Source organism: Bacillus sp. CD3-5, from assembly GCF_006349665.1.
Taxonomy (GTDB): Bacteria; Bacillota; Bacilli; order Bacillales; family Bacillaceae_G; genus Bacillus_A; species Bacillus_A paranthracis.
Genome location: NZ_VEPX01000007.1, coordinates 186516 through 201192, shown reverse-complemented (window position 1 = coordinate 201192; position 14677 = coordinate 186516). Strand labels below are relative to the sequence as shown.

Here is a 14677-nt window from a genome sequence, read left to right as displayed (position 1 = left end):
ATATAGAATGGACCATCCAATTCAAGGTTTAATGACAACTGCAATGCAGCATTTAAAACAAATGACTGATGTAAATACAATTGTCGGCGATCCAATTAAAGCTGCTGATGGAAGTGTAATTCTTACCGTTTCAAAAGTTAGCTTCGGATTTGCGGCTGGTGGAAGTGAATTTGGTAAAATAGAACATTCAGGCCGCCATCCATTTGGCGGGGGAAGCGGTGGAGGAGTTTCTATTAATCCTGTTGCTTTTCTTGTTATAAATGGAGAAGGCGTAAAAGTGTTGCACTTAGATAAGCAAACACACGTCATCGATAAAATAATTGAATTAGCGCCACAAGCTGTTGATAAAGTGAAAGAAATGATGGATAAACGAAAAGAAGACGATCCTGAATTTCAAATTTAACGAATAAAGAAGCTGATCAATAGATTAGCTTCTTTAATTTTTTTGTAAATAAAGCGATTTTATTTGCATTATCGATAGGGACAAACTATCATTTACATTGTACATATTTTGTTTAAATAAGGGAGGATTTTCAAGTGGCAAACGTAACTTTTAAAGGTAACCCAATGACTTTAGTTGGAACAGAAGTTAAAGTTGGCGATCAAGCGCCAAACTTCCAAGTGTTAGCAAATGACTTATCTCCAGTAAGTTTAGAAACATACAAAGGTGAAGTGAAATTAATTAGTGTTGTACCTTCAATCGACACAGGTGTGTGTGATGCACAAACACGTCGTTTTAACCAAGATGCAGCAGGTATTGAAAACGCGAAAGTATTAACAATTAGCGTTGACTTACCATTTGCTCAAAAACGTTGGTGTGCAGCAAACGGTTTAGAAAATGTTGTTACACTTTCTGACCACCGTGACCTTTCATTCGGTGAAGCTTACGGCTTAGTAATGAAAGAGCTTCGTTTACTTGCTCGTGCAGTATTCGTAGTAGATAGCAATGACAAAGTAGTTTACGTAGAATACGTAAGCGAAGGTACAAGCCATCCAAACTATGAAGCAGCATTAGAAGCAGCAAAAGCTGCAAAATAATGTGAACGAAGATGACCTCTTTGTAAGAGGTCGTCTTCTCTCATATATTGCTATATGGAATCGATATACGAGAGAAGACGTTACATCATACATCACTAAAAAGGGAGCTCTAAAAAAGAGGTCGCTTTTTCTTTTGGGAAAAAATCAGATTATGGTATGATATAAGTTATGTGTAAAAGAGAGAAGGAGGAATGTACGTGAGTCAGACAGTAGAAACTTTATTTTCTATTTTTGATTCTTCTGCGGTAGTTTTACGTAAAGAATTAGATGTAACATATTTAGAGGCGCTTGTAGAAACAGGGGATAACTTGTTTGAAGGAGCGATTTTACAAGAGGAATTATCAGAATCAGCAATTGAAATGCTGAATCGTGAATATAGTACGTTTAATGAAGAAACATATAAAGGTGAAGAAATTCGTAAAGCATTTCAGTTAGCCATCTTAAAAGGAATGAAGGAAGGCGTACAAGCGAATCACGAAATGACGCCTGATGCAGTTGGTATGTTCATGAGCTACTTATTCCATAAATTTATGAAGGGTCAAAATGAAATTACTGTGTTAGACCCTGCAATTGGAACGGGTAACTTGATGACGACAGTTTTCAATAGTGCTCAAGAAAACATTACGATGAGTGGATTTGGTGTAGAAGTGGACGAAGTGCTAATTAAACTTGCTTTAGTAAATGCGAATTTACAAAAGCATGCAATCGAATTCTTCCATCAAGATGGACTAGCACCGCTTTATATCGATCCAGTTGATGCAGTCGTTTCAGATTTACCGGTTGGTTACTATCCAAATGAAATCGGTGCAAGTGAATATAAGTTAAAAGCAGATGAAGGAATGTCATATGCCCACCACCTATTTATTGAACAAAGTGTGAAGCATACGAAAGAAGGCGGATACTTATTCTTCCTAGTACCGAACTTCATTTTTGAAAGTGATCAAGCACCGAAATTGCATGCGTTTATTAAAGAAACATGCTTTATTCAGGGGTTATTACAGCTACCTGTTTCCATGTTTAAAAACGAGAAAAATGCAAAAAGTATATTTGTTCTCCAAAAGAAAGGCCCTAGTGTAACGATGCCAAAACAGGCGTTATTAGTGGAGTTACCTAAATTCTCCAACATGAAGGCGATGGAGGACATTATGGACCAATTAAATACTTGGTTTGCAACGCATAAATAAGGCTAGGTATATGTAACAGGGCTAGTAATTCATGTAGTACAGTTTTATATGATATGTCATATTTTTAAATATATACAAGATTTAACTGAATTTTTTTGAAATCTGTAATATATTTTTTTTCTTGGTGTTACAATTTTTTCACTTGAAATATATGTCGTACGATGTTTAAATTAAAATCGTGAGTATAAAATTTACTAATGATGAAACGTTTTCATATTTAGTAAATTTGATCAGATAAAATCGAGCGGTTTGTGGAAACATCCACACAACTACCAAGAGAAAAAGGGGCGAAAGACTAGATGTCAAAAATCATCGCGATTAACGCAGGAAGCTCTTCCTTAAAATTCCAATTATTTGAAATGCCAAGTGAAACAGTATTAACAAAAGGTTTAGTAGAACGTATCGGTTTAGAAGATAGTATCTTCACTATTACTGTAGATGGCGAAAAACAAAAAGAAATTACAAACATTCCAGATCACGCAGTAGCAGTTAATATGCTTCTTAAAAAATTAACTGAAAACGGAATCGTTAAATCTCTAGATGAGATTGGCGGTATCGGTCACCGTGTTGTTCACGGCGGCGAAAAATTTGCTGACTCTGTTCTAATTACTGATGAAGTATTAGCTGATATCGAAGAATTAAGCGATTTAGCACCACTTCACAACCCAGCAAACGTTGTTGGTATTAAAGCATTCCAAGAAGTATTACCAAACGTACCAGCAGTAGCAGTATTCGATACAGCATTCCACCAAACAATGCCGGAATCTGCATTCCTATACAGCTTACCATATGAGTACTATGAAAAATTCGGCATCCGTAAATACGGTTTCCACGGAACTTCTCATAAATATGTAACTGAGCGTGCAGCTGAGCTATTAGGTCGTCCACTTGAAAGCTTAAGCTTACTTTCTTGTCACTTAGGTAACGGTGCAAGTATCGCAGCAGTAGAAGGCGGTAAATCTATCGATACTTCTATGGGCTTCACTCCACTTGCTGGTGTAACAATGGGTACACGTTCTGGTAACATTGACCCTGCGTTAATTCCATACATCATGGAAAAAACAGGCCAAACAGTAGAAGAAGTAGTTAACGTATTAAACAAGAAGAGTGGTATGTTAGGTCTTACTGGTTACTCTAGTGACCTACGTGACATCATTGCGAAAGAAGAAGAAGGCGATCACCGTGCGAAAGTAGCACTTGATGTATTCGTAAGCCGTATCCACAAATACATCGGTTCTTACACTGCTCGTATGAAAGGTGTAGACGCAATCATCTTCACAGCTGGTGTAGGTGAAAACAGTGCGATTATTCGTGAACGCGTATTAGAAGGCCTTGAATACATGGGCGTATACTTCGATGCAAAACGCAATAACATATTCGGTGAGGAAGCATTCATCAACTTCCCACATTCTCCAGTAAAAATTATTGTAATTCCAACTGACGAAGAAGTTATGATCGCTCGTGACGTACTACGTCTTGGAAACATTGGTTAATATATGAAAAGAAAGACGAGATCCTATAGGATTTCGTCTTTTTTCTTTTGGATATAGTTTAAAATTCCATCTGGATATAGTGCTTTTTTCTCCTGAATGAATGCTGTAATGGGAATCCACTTCGCATACGATACTGTTTGTTCATCTTGTATATTCAGTACTTCCATTCCATATAGTGACGTGTCTAATAAGCGTAAAGAATATAACTGAATGATTTCATGAGCAATTTCTCCATCAAGATGAAAGATGTTTTCTAAGCAACCTAAATAAGCAGTGATTTCCACTTCTGTATGAAGCTCTTCTTGAAATTCACGAATAACGGTATGTGCTGATTTTTCACCAAGTTCAATTGAACCGCCAAGAGGCCGGTAATATGTTTCATCGTCTGTATGATATTCTTGTACGAGAAGCCGCTCGTGATGTAAAGCAAGACCGAAAGCTTTTGCACGTGGATACATATACAATCACTCCTTATTTATCCCGCTTTAACGGGCAGTAAGACCCCCACCTCAAAATTCAGCGGAAGCAAAGAAGTTAGGTGGGGGGGCGGGCTGTCCGTAAAAGTCCGATTGGTGAGGGCTAATAATCAGTGGGGGATGAACAAAAACCCCACTGATTAAAGTTTCACTTTATTTTGTATAAGGATGATTATAATGTATTGCGTAATAAAAGTGTCGTGTATTTAAGAATGTGGTCGAATTACGATGCCATTAAATAAGTCATTCCAAAATGTTTCATTGTACTGAAATACATCCATAATAGGACATTTTATAACGCAAATATTTTGCAATCCCCAATCTTCTTCCGTAACAGTTGGTACATCTTCAGGAATGAGTAGTAGGACAGAGAATGTATGTGTAACGATTTGAGATAAAATGTGTTCCAAGGAACGTGCTTCTTCGTATGTTCCTCCAGTTCGAATAAATAATATGGATTGTGCTGTGTCAATTGTTGTTAGAAAACGATTAATTCGGTGCTCATAATTTAACTTAATTTCTGTATAAGAAGGCCAAGAAGTTGGTGTGTTTACATCTGTTTTAAAGTCGTGGCAGGAGTCGATTTCATATAGATTGTCCCGTAGTCTTAATTTCGCATCATCATCCCAAAATGAGATGAAGGATAAGTTTTCTAACTGTAAAAAACGGTCAAATTGATTTTGTAATAATATATTCACCCTTTCTAATGATGGGCTTAGCATAAAATCAATAACGCCAAAAAATGGTGATAATTTGAATTGATATAACGCCCAAGCAGGCCAGCAGTTTTGTCCTAAACTGAATACTGCATGATATTCTTTTTTTATATCGGATAGATTCATGTGATTTATCTCATCCTTTTTGTTAATATTTTATGTCACTAAAAGTGGTATGTGAATAAAGATAGACAAGCATATTTGCAAAGAATAAGCAGAAATATGTTACAATAGAAAAAAATCGAACGAGGTGGTTGTTACGATGCGATCGAAGCGAGAACAAGCCATTTTAGACAATATAAAAGAATGGGAATCGCAATTAGTTGAGCAAGAAGCGACTGATTTTCAAAAACTGTTTGATAAATGGGTACATACTACAATTGCGAAACTACCTGAGAAAAAACGAAAAGATTTCTTTACGAAAGCAGATGGATGGCTCTTTCATTTGCATGCATTGATTCAAAGTTCACAATCACAGTTAGATGCGCGTAATCGTATTTTAGGAACATCGAGATTATTTGATGAATCGATTGAGCAACTAGAGGATTTAAAAGCATTATCTATTGATCAATTAACATACATAGCAGAGCAGCAAACAGCACGCCATCGCCTATATTCATTCGTACAAGGCGGAGCAACGGGTGCTGGAGGTTTATTATTATTAACAGCTGATTTTCCGGTTATGATTGCGTTAAATGTGAAGGCTGTCCAACTTATTGCAACGTCATTTGGGCATGATGTGAACAAGCCGTATGAAATGATGATTGCGTTAAAGGTATTTCATGCGTCATTACTACCAGGAAGACTTCAGCAATACGCATGGTACAATTTACTGCAAGAGCTAGAACAAGAAGATTCCTTCTTCTACGAAGGAGATGAAGCGGTGTTACAACCAGCTTCTACTGAAATTATTTTAAAACAAATTTTGAAAACATTTTCGATTTATGCCCTTCGTCGTAAATTATTCCAAGGTATTCCGGTAATTGGAATGGCAATCGGGTCTACAGTGAATTATCGTTTAACAAGAAACGTTACTGAATTTGCAAATAGATTTTATCAAGTGCGCCACATAGTCGAGAAGGAAAAAAGAGCATAAAAAAAGCGAGAGGCCGAAGCCTTTCGCTTTTTTAATTTGTTGCATGCTTTTTGGACAGTGGAATAGATACTGGCTGCTTTTCTTCTGCTTTTTCTGTTTTTGGATAATAAATTAAATCCAATGTTTTTGCCTGTACGGCAATCGAAAGAATAGTAAAAGCAATTTCTGTCCAATTTAAATAATATAATGAAAGCGCAAGAACAATCGCGTCAAAGACGAAGAAAATTTGCCCAATTGTAAAACGTGTTTTTTTACTTAATACAATTGTTAAAATATCGTCTCCACCGGTTGCACCGCCAAATCGCAATATAAAACCGAGTCCAATACCAGCTAACGCACCGCCAACTACTGCAGCTATAAATAAATTATTTGATAAATCGACCGTAAATGGAGAATAATTTTCCATAAGAGAATAAAATACTCCGAATGAAATTGAACCTAAGAATGAATAGCCAACCATTTTTCTACCTAACAATGAAGCGCATAGTAGAATAATTGGGATATCCATCATTACAGTTGAAATAGATGGTGAAATATCATAAAAATTTTGGATGAATAGTGCGATACCTACAAAGCCACCTTCTGTTAAGTGATTTTGGAAGTGAATGTGATATAGCGCTGCTGCTAAAATAAATGAACCGATTAAAACCATAAAAACTTCTTTAATAATTTGTCGACTTTGGATGTTCCTCATCGTTATTCCTTCTTTCCGTAGTTAGTATTCCTTTTTTGTGTTGTAAACTAACTACGAGCTCACATGTAGCTTCAGTTAGTTTACGAAAAAACTAACTACGCTATATGTCGCTGAAGAAATAACGAATAATCCTCTCGTCCATCAATTCTCCCTACTTTCGTTTTAGTTTAAGTCTTAAAACGACTAAACAAAACGTGGAGTAGGATTCTTCATTTAGCAATCCTGCTCTTCTTTGTTTTGTTTAGCTAGTAACAATTAAGCCCTAAACAAAACGCTATGTGTAAGAAGAGTCTTTTTTTTGCCAAATTATCCTTCGGGCAATCATAATTTCCCCACTCTCGTATTTTTTTCGCTAGACTAAAGTATCTGAGCTGGAAAATACGCTACGTGTATGATTCGTCAATACGATGCCACATGCTCCTTCGAGCGATCATGATATCAAAATCCCTTCCTTCAAGATTTATATTATTATATCATACTTTCAAAAAATGTATGCGGATGGAAACCGACAATAAACGGAGGAAATCTACAAAAATTGTTATGTTTAAATATTTTTGTAGAAAAGCCTAAGTTATTTTGGAGAATTGGACAGTTTTTTTTAGTTTGTCCAATAAGTAAGAAAAGAAGAGTTTCTATTCAGTTGTATTTTTATCTTTAAAAAACGCATCCCAGCTAATCACACTTAAAAAAGTTAAAGCGATAATAACGAAAGCGCGCATAAGTGTAAGGCCTCCTTTTGTACATAGTATATGAATCATTTACTTTATAATGTGTCATGTTTTTACAAGTTTTAACTATTATGAGAGTATATTAATATAGATAGATGAAGAGGAGAGTGAGAATATGCTAAAAGACATGTTTAAAAGAAAAGAGTTAACATGTGCTTCATGTCAGAAAAAGATTCAATATGAAGAAGAGCTTATTGCTTTTGTAAAGTTGCCGAAAGAAAGAAGTATATTAGTTGGTCCATTTGATGTGTGTTTGGCAAAAACAGCACAAGAAATATATTGTAAATCGTGTTACGACAAAAAAGCATGACCCGAAGTAATTGAGGGGCATGCTTTTTTTATTGGTGTGCTTTCCCCTCAGATACATGTTGAGTGAGTCGATACCAAAGCCAAAGGTCATTAATGATGGAAGCGAGATCGGCAATTTCTGAATTCAGTTTGCAAGAAATTTCGAAGTCTTCTTCGTTATTTAAATGATGCTGTTTTGCATTAATATAATGTTCGAGTTCTTTTATACGATCAGGAATCTTTCCGCGAACTTGTTCCCATTTTAATAAAATCGCATGTTGCATTTTTTCGGGGATATCTTCCCAGTCTTCTTGTAAATGCGGAACTTCAATTCCGAGATGTTCATCGTATAAGAAATACTTTTCCATAAGTTCACCCCCGTTTTCCTGCTTATATTGTACAAAAAAACAGAAAGAAGTTCGACGAAATTGTTTGAAAAAATTTGAAAATGACTCTTGATACATTTTGTAAAAGGTGTTAAAGTGTGAATTATTATAAAAGAAAATGAATATTTATTCTTTAGGGGGATGCAAAATGGAGAAGAAAAAAGTTGTATTAGCATATTCTGGAGGCCTTGATACTTCCGTTGCAATTAAATGGTTACAAGAGAAGAATTATGATATTATCGCGCTTTGTTTAGACTTAGGGGAAGGTAAAGACTTAGCATTTGTAAAAGAAAAGGCACTTTCAGTAGGTGCAATTAAATCATATATGATTGATGTTCAAGAAGAATTTGCAAATGAATATGCATTGATGGCGATGCAAGCGCACACGTTATACGAAGGGAAATACCCTCTCGTTTCAGCGTTATCACGTCCGCTTATCGCGAAGAAATTAGTAGAGATTGCAGAACAAGAAGGAGCGACTGCAGTGGCACACGGATGTACAGGGAAAGGGAATGATCAAGTTCGTTTTGAAGTTTCTATTCAAGCGTTAAATCCTTACTTAGAAGTGATTGCGCCTGTACGTGAATGGAAATGGTCACGTGAAGAAGAAATTGCCTATGCAAAAGAAAACGATGTACCAATTCCGATTAATTTAGACAGCCCATTTTCAATCGATCAAAACTTATGGGGACGCAGTAATGAATGTGGCATTTTAGAAAATCCATGGGCAGCACCGCCAGAAGATGCATATGAGATGACATTAGCATTAGAAGATACACCGAATAAACCAGAGTTTGTAGAAATCGGCTTTGAAGCAGGCGTACCGACGACTTTAAATGGTATTGCATACCCACTCTCAGAATTAATTAAAACGTTAAATGCACTTGCTGGAAAACATGGCGTTGGACGTATCGATCACGTAGAAAATCGTCTTGTCGGTATTAAATCGCGTGAAGTATATGAATGCCCAGCAGCGATGACTTTAATTACGGCGCACAAGGAACTGGAAGATTTAACACTCGTAAAAGAAGTAGCGCATTTTAAACCGATGATTGAGCAAAAAATAACAGAACTTATTTATAACGGTTTATGGTTCTCGCCTTTAAAACAAGCGCTGAATGCTTTCTTACAAGAAACGCAAAAGAATGTAACAGGCATGGTGCGTGTGAAATTATTTAAAGGTCATGCAATTGTAGAAGGACGTAAATCTGAGTACTCTTTATACGATGAAAAATTAGCAACATATACTGCTCAGGATGAATTTAATCATGATGCAGCAGTTGGATTCATTTCATTATTCGGGTTACCGACAAAAGTATACAGCCAAGTGAACCAAAAGAAGGTGGAAGCGTGAGCAAACTTTGGGGCGGACGTTTTACAGAAGAAGCGGAAGCATGGGTTGAAGAGTTCGGAGCATCCATCTCCTTCGATCAACAGTTAGTAAATCAAGATATAAACGGAAGTATTGCACACGTAACGATGCTAGCAAAGCAAGGCATCGTTACGAAAGAAGAAGCCGAAAAAATAAAGATAGGTCTTCAATATTTATTAGAAGAAGCGAAACAAAATAAATTGCATTTTTCAGTTGAAGCGGAAGACATTCATTTAAATATCGAAAAGATGTTAATTGAAAAAATCGGTGAAGTAGGAGGGAAACTTCATACTGGCCGAAGCCGTAACGATCAAGTAGCGACTGACATGCATTTATATTTGAAAGAAAAAGTAGAACATATTATAAAAGCTACAAAACAATTGCAAACTGTTCTTGTTCATCAAGCAGAAAATAATATTGAAACGATTATGCCTGGTTATACGCATTTGCAGCGTGCGCAGCCGATTTCATTTGCACATCATATTCTCGCTTACTTTTGGATGTTAGAGCGCGATGTGAACCGTTATGAAGATTCGTTAAAGCGTATTAACATTTCCCCATTAGGAGCAGGAGCGTTAGCTGGGACAACATTCCCGATTGATCGAGAATATAGCGCGGAGCTTCTTGGATTGAATGGAATCTATGAAAATAGTTTAGACGCAGTAAGCGATCGTGATTTCATACTGGAGTTCCTAAGTAACTCATCTATGCTCATGATGCACTTATCACGCTTTTGTGAAGAACTTATTTTATGGAGTAGCCAAGAGTTTCAATTTATTGAAATGAGCGATCAATACGCAACGGGAAGCAGCATTATGCCGCAAAAGAAAAACCCGGATATGGCAGAACTTATTCGTGGTAAAACAGGCAGAGTATACGGTAATTTATTTAGTTTACTTACAGTAATGAAAGGATTACCACTCGCTTACAATAAAGATTTGCAAGAAGATAAAGAAGGAATGTTCGATACAGTAAAAACAGTAGAAGGATGCCTTCATATTATGGCAGGCATGCTAGAGACGATGACTGTAAACAAAGAAAAAATGGGGCAAGCTGTAACGCAAGATTTCTCTAACGCAACAGAAATTGCCGATTACTTAGCAAGTAAAGGACTACCATTCCGTCAAGCTCATGAAATTGTTGGGAAGCTAGTGCTACACTGTACACAAAAAGGGATTTATTTAGTAGATGTCCCACTTGAAACGTATAAAGAAATGAGCTCGCTATTTGAAGAAGATTTGTATGAAGTGCTGTTACCATATGCAGCTGTAAAGCGTCGTAACAGTGCTGGTGGGACAGGGTTTGAACAGATTGAAAAAGCTTTGGAGAAGGCGAAGGGATTAGTTGGAGAGTTTGTGGGAAGTTGATTGATTAGAAAGAAGGTACGCTAACCTTAGTAGAGGGAAGTGTACCTTCTTTTGTAATTTTTATAGCTTAAAATCAATCATACTTATGCCGATCTTCCGTAATTCGAATATACTCAATATCCATCAAATCTCGTAGTAATGCACCATTACTTAGTTCCACACCATGTTTTTCTTTAAAATGAGTACGAATCGTATCTAACATTTCGATTTCTTTCCCATTCACATCTAAAATAATGCGTTCAGAATCATCCATGTAGCAGCCTCCTTTTTTCAACATATATATTTTGTCCGTTTACTTCTAAAAAATGTATGTTAATGTAATGTTAGGAAATAAGAAAGGGATGGAAAATGAGACGTATTTATTTTATAGGGTTAATTTTGTATACGTTGGTTGTAGTACATGTTGCATTCCCAATCGTATTTTCATTTAAGGATGTAGAAACAGTACACGTTGGGATATTTATCTTTACTCTATTTATAGTAGATTGCTGTATTTCAATATGGCTTTCGAAAAGAAAACATGTACAAGATAAAAATGAAATGGAACGAAAAAAGAGAAAACGTTCATTTTGGATGACGACGTATTGTTTTACTTTAGCGATTGCTGCTACTTTTTTTAGTGAGAATATCCCATTAGAAAGATTAAATATTGGATTTGGAGCGTTCGTATTTGCATATTATTTTTTCATGCATTTTCTTCCTTATATGAAAGAAAAGCGAGGAGAAGAGGAAGATCCACTTGTAGAAGAAGCGAGAGAACGAGAGCATAAGAGAATAGAAGAAGATATAAAGAAACTCGGGGAACAAAAATGGTATTTGAAATCTAAAATCATATATGTTCTTTGCTTTATTACGCCGCCAATTGGTTATTTGTACGTTTTATGCCTTCGTAAAAAAATGACAGAAGATGCAAGGCAATCTTATTTAACAGTAGCTACGATTATGATGGCATTGTGGTCTTTGAAGTTTCTTCCGCCTTATGTGTTAGCAATTACCGTTGTTGTTATAGCTTGTCTTGTATTTCTAGTAAAATATGTGAAATGAAAAACACCAAGCCCATCTGGACTTGGTGTTTTATTTATAAATTAAAGCTCACCTTGCTCCTCATCACCACGAACAACAAGGACATCGCATTTCGCATAGCGAATAATATGTTCAGAGACGCTACCAATTAGGAAACGCTCAACAGCATTTAAACCAGTTGCACCACACATAATTAAATCTACTTTATGATTTGGAGCGATTTCTTTTGAAATTTTTGATTTAGGATTACCAAATTCTAATACAGTTTCAATTTTTTCAAGGCCAGCTTCAAGCGCAGTTTTTTTGTAGTCTTCTAATAAGTCTTCTGCAAATAGATTTGCACGTTCAGCAATTGCACGGCTATAAGCTTCTACTGCTGAGTATGCTTTTACATCAACGATATGAGCAATAGTTAATGTTGCATTGTTGCGTTTTGCGACTTGAATTGCTTTTTTAAAGGCTTTTTCTGCTTCTTTAGAACCATCCACCGCGATTAAAATATTTGTATATGTATTATTCATAGTAAATTCCTCCCAATCATTTTTATTACCGTTTACAACTTTATTATAAAACAAATTTTGGTAATGTGCTTGCCAGAAACGTTACAGAATTTCGAAAACTCTGTTTCAATTCATTTTAGTTGTAATTGGTGCGAGAACTTGTTACATATGAACTATAGCAATTTAAAAGGGGGCCGTTTTGTGAGACACGTGCTCATTACAGCCGGTACGAAAGGTTTAGGAAAGCAAGTAACAGAGAAGTTATTGGCTAAAGGGTATTCAGTAACAGTAACGTATCATAGCGATATCACGGCTATGAAAAAAATGAAAGAAACATATAAAAATATGGAAGAGCGTCTACAATTCGTGCAAGCGGATGTCACGAAAAAAGAAGATTTACATAAAATAGTAGAAGAAGCGATAAGCCGTTTTGGCAAAATTGATTTCTTAATTAATAATGCTGGTCCATATGTATTTGAACGAAAAAAGTTAGTCGATTATGAAGAAGATGAATGGAATGAAATGATTCAGGGTAATTTAACAGCGGTATTTCATTTGTTGAAACTTGTCGTTCCGGTTATGAGAAAACAGAACTTTGGCCGTATTATTAATTATGGATTCCAAGGGGCAGATAGTGCACCGGGATGGATTTATCGTTCAGCTTTTGCAGCAGCGAAAGTAGGACTTGTTTCATTAACGAAAACAGTGGCTTATGAAGAAGCAGAATATGGTATTACTGCAAACATGGTATGTCCTGGTGATATTATTGGTGATATGAAAGAAGCGACAATTCAAGAAGCACGTCAGTTGAAAGAACGTAACACACCAATTGGTAGATCTGGAACAGGTGAAGATATCGCAAGAACGATTGCGTTTTTATGTGAGGACGATTCCGATATGATTACCGGTACAATTATTGAAGTGACTGGTGCAGTTGATGTTATTCATAGACATCGATAGAGAAAAATAAAGTGAAGTTTCGAATAATTGGACAGTTTATCCTGTATGCAAAGAGGTGCGGATAATACTGTCCTTTCATGTAAGATTAAATCTATCGGAAAACTCGCATTATTTTTTGTCAAATATTGAGATATTATGTTAAAATATAAGAGCGTAGAAAGCGCTTTAAAAAATGATTCAGGGGTCATTTCATAACTCAAGGGGGAACTAATCATGCGTATCGGTATTCCAACAGAAATTAAAAACAATGAAAACCGCGTGGCAATGACGCCAGCGGGAGCAGTACATTTAGTACAAAATGGTCACGAAGTTTTTGTTCAAAAAGGAGCAGGTTTAGGATCTGGCTTTACAGATGAAGAATACGTACAAGCTGGTGCGAAACTTGTTGAAACTGCTGAAGAAGCATGGAATCAAGATATGGTTATGAAGGTAAAAGAGCCAGTAGCAAGTGAATACGGCTATTTCCGTGAAGGTTTAATTTTATTCACATACTTACACTTAGCTCCAGAACCAGAATTAACGAAAGCATTAATTGATAACAAAGTCGTATCAATTGCATACGAAACAGTACAATTAGACAATCGTTCACTACCATTACTTGCACCTATGAGTGAAGTAGCAGGTCGTATGTCTGCACAAATCGGTGCACAATTCCTTGAGAAAAACAAAGGTGGTAAAGGTATTTTACTTGCAGGCGTTCCAGGGGTAAAACGCGGCAAAGTAACAATTATCGGCGGTGGTCAAGCTGGTACAAACGCAGCGAAGATCGCAGTAGGCTTAGGTGCAGATGTAACAATCATCGACTTAAGTGCAGAACGTCTTCGTCAACTAGATGACATTTTTGGTAACCAAGTAAAAACGTTAATGTCTAATCCATACAACATCGCAGAAGCCGTAAAAGAATCTGATCTTGTTATTGGTGCAGTATTAATTCCAGGTGCAAAAGCGCCAAAACTTGTAACAGAAGAAATGATTCAATCAATGGAGCCAGGTTCTGTCGTTGTAGATATCGCGATTGACCAAGGTGGTATTTTCGAAACAACTGACCGTATTACAACTCATGACAACCCAACTTACGAAAAACATGGCGTTGTTCATTATGCAGTTGCTAATATGCCAGGTGCGGTTCCACGTACATCAACTCTTGCATTAACAAACGTAACAGTACCATATGCAGTACAAATTGCGAACAAAGGCTACAAAGATGCTTGCTTAGGTAACACTGCATTACTAAAAGGTATTAATACATTAGATGGATATGTAACATTCGAAGCAGTTGCAGAAGCTCATGGCTTACAATATGCTGATGCGAAAGAGCTACTTGAAAAAGCTCCTGCTTTATCATAATAGAAATAC

17 protein-coding genes are annotated in these 14677 nt (G+C 36.3%); 11 read left to right on the top strand and 6 right to left on the bottom strand.

Annotated elements, in window-relative coordinates; all coding sequences use genetic code 11:
- Positions 1-7 precede the first annotated feature (7 nt).
- The 4 genes from ytfJ (at position 8) to ackA (ending at position 3715) form a co-directional block, all read left to right on the top strand.
- A complete protein-coding gene (gene ytfJ, locus FH036_RS15975) occupies positions 8-403 on the top strand; it encodes a GerW family sporulation protein (RefSeq protein ID WP_000350002.1) in 396 nt (131 codons plus the stop codon).
- A 134-nt stretch (positions 404-537) separates the two neighbouring features.
- Positions 538-1038, top strand: a complete 501-nt coding sequence (tpx, locus tag FH036_RS15970; RefSeq protein WP_000024530.1) for a thiol peroxidase — start codon at positions 538-540, stop codon at positions 1036-1038.
- 197 nt (positions 1039-1235) lie between these two features.
- The gene (locus tag FH036_RS15965; protein WP_044790647.1) at positions 1236-2222 is read left to right on the top strand and encodes a class I SAM-dependent methyltransferase; all 987 of its coding nucleotides are present in this window, start codon (positions 1236-1238) and stop codon (positions 2220-2222) included.
- Positions 2223-2521: 299 nt separating this feature from the next.
- Complete coding sequence (ackA, locus tag FH036_RS15960; protein ID WP_139895982.1) at positions 2522-3715, top strand: acetate kinase; 1194 nt, start codon at positions 2522-2524, stop codon at positions 3713-3715.
- Positions 3716-3738: 23 nt separating this feature from the next.
- Here the strand turns inward: ackA and FH036_RS15955 are convergent, their stop codons facing one another.
- Both FH036_RS15955 and FH036_RS15950 read right to left on the bottom strand, forming a co-directional pair.
- Positions 3739-4173 carry an NUDIX hydrolase gene (locus tag FH036_RS15955; protein WP_000283489.1) on the bottom strand — a complete coding sequence of 145 codons (435 nt, stop codon included), beginning with the start codon at positions 4171-4173 and terminating at the stop codon, positions 3739-3741.
- Positions 4174-4397: 224 nt separating this feature from the next.
- On the bottom strand, positions 4398-5033 hold the full coding sequence (locus FH036_RS15950) for a DUF1796 family putative cysteine peptidase (protein WP_139895981.1): 636 nt from the start codon (positions 5031-5033) through the stop codon (positions 4398-4400).
- Between the two features lie 136 nt (positions 5034-5169).
- On the opposite strand from FH036_RS15950, the gene FH036_RS15945 reads away from it, so the two are divergent.
- On the top strand, positions 5170-6003 hold the full coding sequence (locus tag FH036_RS15945; RefSeq protein WP_044790645.1) for an EcsC family protein: 834 nt from the start codon (positions 5170-5172) through the stop codon (positions 6001-6003).
- A 31-nt stretch (positions 6004-6034) separates the two neighbouring features.
- Here the strand turns inward: FH036_RS15945 and FH036_RS15940 are convergent, their stop codons facing one another.
- Positions 6035-6697: a YitT family protein gene (locus FH036_RS15940; protein WP_001244530.1), complete on the bottom strand. Its 663-nt coding sequence runs from the start codon at positions 6695-6697 to the stop codon at positions 6035-6037.
- Positions 6698-7540: 843 nt separating this feature from the next.
- On the opposite strand from FH036_RS15940, the gene FH036_RS15935 reads away from it, so the two are divergent.
- Entirely contained in the window at positions 7541-7735 is a 195-nt protein-coding gene (locus FH036_RS15935) for a hypothetical protein (RefSeq protein WP_044790644.1), read from the top strand.
- A gap of 28 nt (positions 7736-7763) precedes the next feature.
- Here the strand turns inward: FH036_RS15935 and FH036_RS15930 are convergent, their stop codons facing one another.
- Positions 7764-8081, bottom strand: coding sequence for a hypothetical protein (locus FH036_RS15930; RefSeq protein WP_044790643.1), 318 nt, complete (start codon positions 8079-8081; stop codon positions 7764-7766).
- A 166-nt stretch (positions 8082-8247) separates the two neighbouring features.
- On the opposite strand from FH036_RS15930, the gene FH036_RS15925 reads away from it, so the two are divergent.
- Both FH036_RS15925 and argH read left to right on the top strand, forming a co-directional pair.
- Entirely contained in the window at positions 8248-9453 is a 1206-nt protein-coding gene (locus tag FH036_RS15925; protein WP_070806949.1) for an argininosuccinate synthase, read from the top strand.
- A complete protein-coding gene (gene argH, locus FH036_RS15920) occupies positions 9450-10838 on the top strand; it encodes an argininosuccinate lyase (protein ID WP_044790641.1) in 1389 nt (462 codons plus the stop codon). The genes FH036_RS15925 and argH overlap by 4 nt, the downstream gene beginning before the upstream one ends.
- Before the next feature lie 73 nt (positions 10839-10911).
- Here the strand turns inward: argH and FH036_RS15915 are convergent, their stop codons facing one another.
- Positions 10912-11091 (bottom strand): hypothetical protein, encoded by a 180-nt coding sequence (locus tag FH036_RS15915; protein WP_000342760.1) that lies wholly within the window; start codon positions 11089-11091, stop codon positions 10912-10914.
- Positions 11092-11186: 95 nt separating this feature from the next.
- Between FH036_RS15915 and FH036_RS15910 the strand changes: the two genes are divergently transcribed.
- On the top strand, positions 11187-11882 hold the full coding sequence (locus FH036_RS15910; RefSeq protein WP_070806948.1) for a hypothetical protein: 696 nt from the start codon (positions 11187-11189) through the stop codon (positions 11880-11882).
- Between the two features lie 41 nt (positions 11883-11923).
- Here FH036_RS15910 and FH036_RS15905 read toward each other — a convergent pair whose 3' ends face one another.
- A complete protein-coding gene (locus FH036_RS15905) occupies positions 11924-12382 on the bottom strand; it encodes a universal stress protein (RefSeq protein ID WP_001066673.1) in 459 nt (152 codons plus the stop codon).
- 147 nt (positions 12383-12529) lie between these two features.
- On the opposite strand from FH036_RS15905, the gene FH036_RS15900 reads away from it, so the two are divergent.
- Entirely contained in the window at positions 12530-13321 is a 792-nt protein-coding gene (locus tag FH036_RS15900; RefSeq protein ID WP_070807324.1) for an SDR family oxidoreductase, read from the top strand.
- A gap of 213 nt (positions 13322-13534) precedes the next feature.
- Entirely contained in the window at positions 13535-14668 is a 1134-nt protein-coding gene (ald, locus tag FH036_RS15895; protein WP_001219405.1) for an alanine dehydrogenase, read from the top strand.
- Positions 14669-14677: the final 9 nt, after the last annotated feature.

Excerpts from the sequence above, each read along its gene's own strand:
- FH036_RS15945 (WP_044790645.1), top strand. The coding sequence starts at position 5,170 with ATGCGATCGAAGCGAGAACAAGCCATTTTAGACAATATAAAAGAATGG.
- FH036_RS15900 (WP_070807324.1), top strand. The coding sequence starts at position 12,530 with ATGAACTATAGCAATTTAAAAGGGGGCCGTTTTGTGAGACACGTGCTC.
- FH036_RS15950 (WP_139895981.1), bottom strand. The coding sequence starts at position 5,033 with ATGAATCTATCCGATATAAAAAAAGAATATCATGCAGTATTCAGTTTA.
- FH036_RS15955 (WP_000283489.1), bottom strand. The coding sequence starts at position 4,173 with ATGTATCCACGTGCAAAAGCTTTCGGTCTTGCTTTACATCACGAGCGG.
- FH036_RS15905 (WP_001066673.1), bottom strand. The coding sequence starts at position 12,382 with ATGAATAATACATATACAAATATTTTAATCGCGGTGGATGGTTCTAAA.
- ald (WP_001219405.1), top strand. The coding sequence starts at position 13,535 with ATGCGTATCGGTATTCCAACAGAAATTAAAAACAATGAAAACCGCGTG.
- FH036_RS15930 (WP_044790643.1), bottom strand. The coding sequence starts at position 8,081 with ATGGAAAAGTATTTCTTATACGATGAACATCTCGGAATTGAAGTTCCG.
- FH036_RS15925 (WP_070806949.1), top strand. The coding sequence starts at position 8,248 with ATGGAGAAGAAAAAAGTTGTATTAGCATATTCTGGAGGCCTTGATACT.
- FH036_RS15935 (WP_044790644.1), top strand. The coding sequence starts at position 7,541 with ATGCTAAAAGACATGTTTAAAAGAAAAGAGTTAACATGTGCTTCATGT.
- FH036_RS15915 (WP_000342760.1), bottom strand. The coding sequence starts at position 11,091 with ATGGATGATTCTGAACGCATTATTTTAGATGTGAATGGGAAAGAAATC.
- ackA (WP_139895982.1), top strand. The coding sequence starts at position 2,522 with ATGTCAAAAATCATCGCGATTAACGCAGGAAGCTCTTCCTTAAAATTC.
- FH036_RS15940 (WP_001244530.1), bottom strand. The coding sequence starts at position 6,697 with ATGAGGAACATCCAAAGTCGACAAATTATTAAAGAAGTTTTTATGGTT.
- ytfJ (WP_000350002.1), top strand. The coding sequence starts at position 8 with ATGGACCATCCAATTCAAGGTTTAATGACAACTGCAATGCAGCATTTA.
- FH036_RS15910 (WP_070806948.1), top strand. The coding sequence starts at position 11,187 with ATGAGACGTATTTATTTTATAGGGTTAATTTTGTATACGTTGGTTGTA.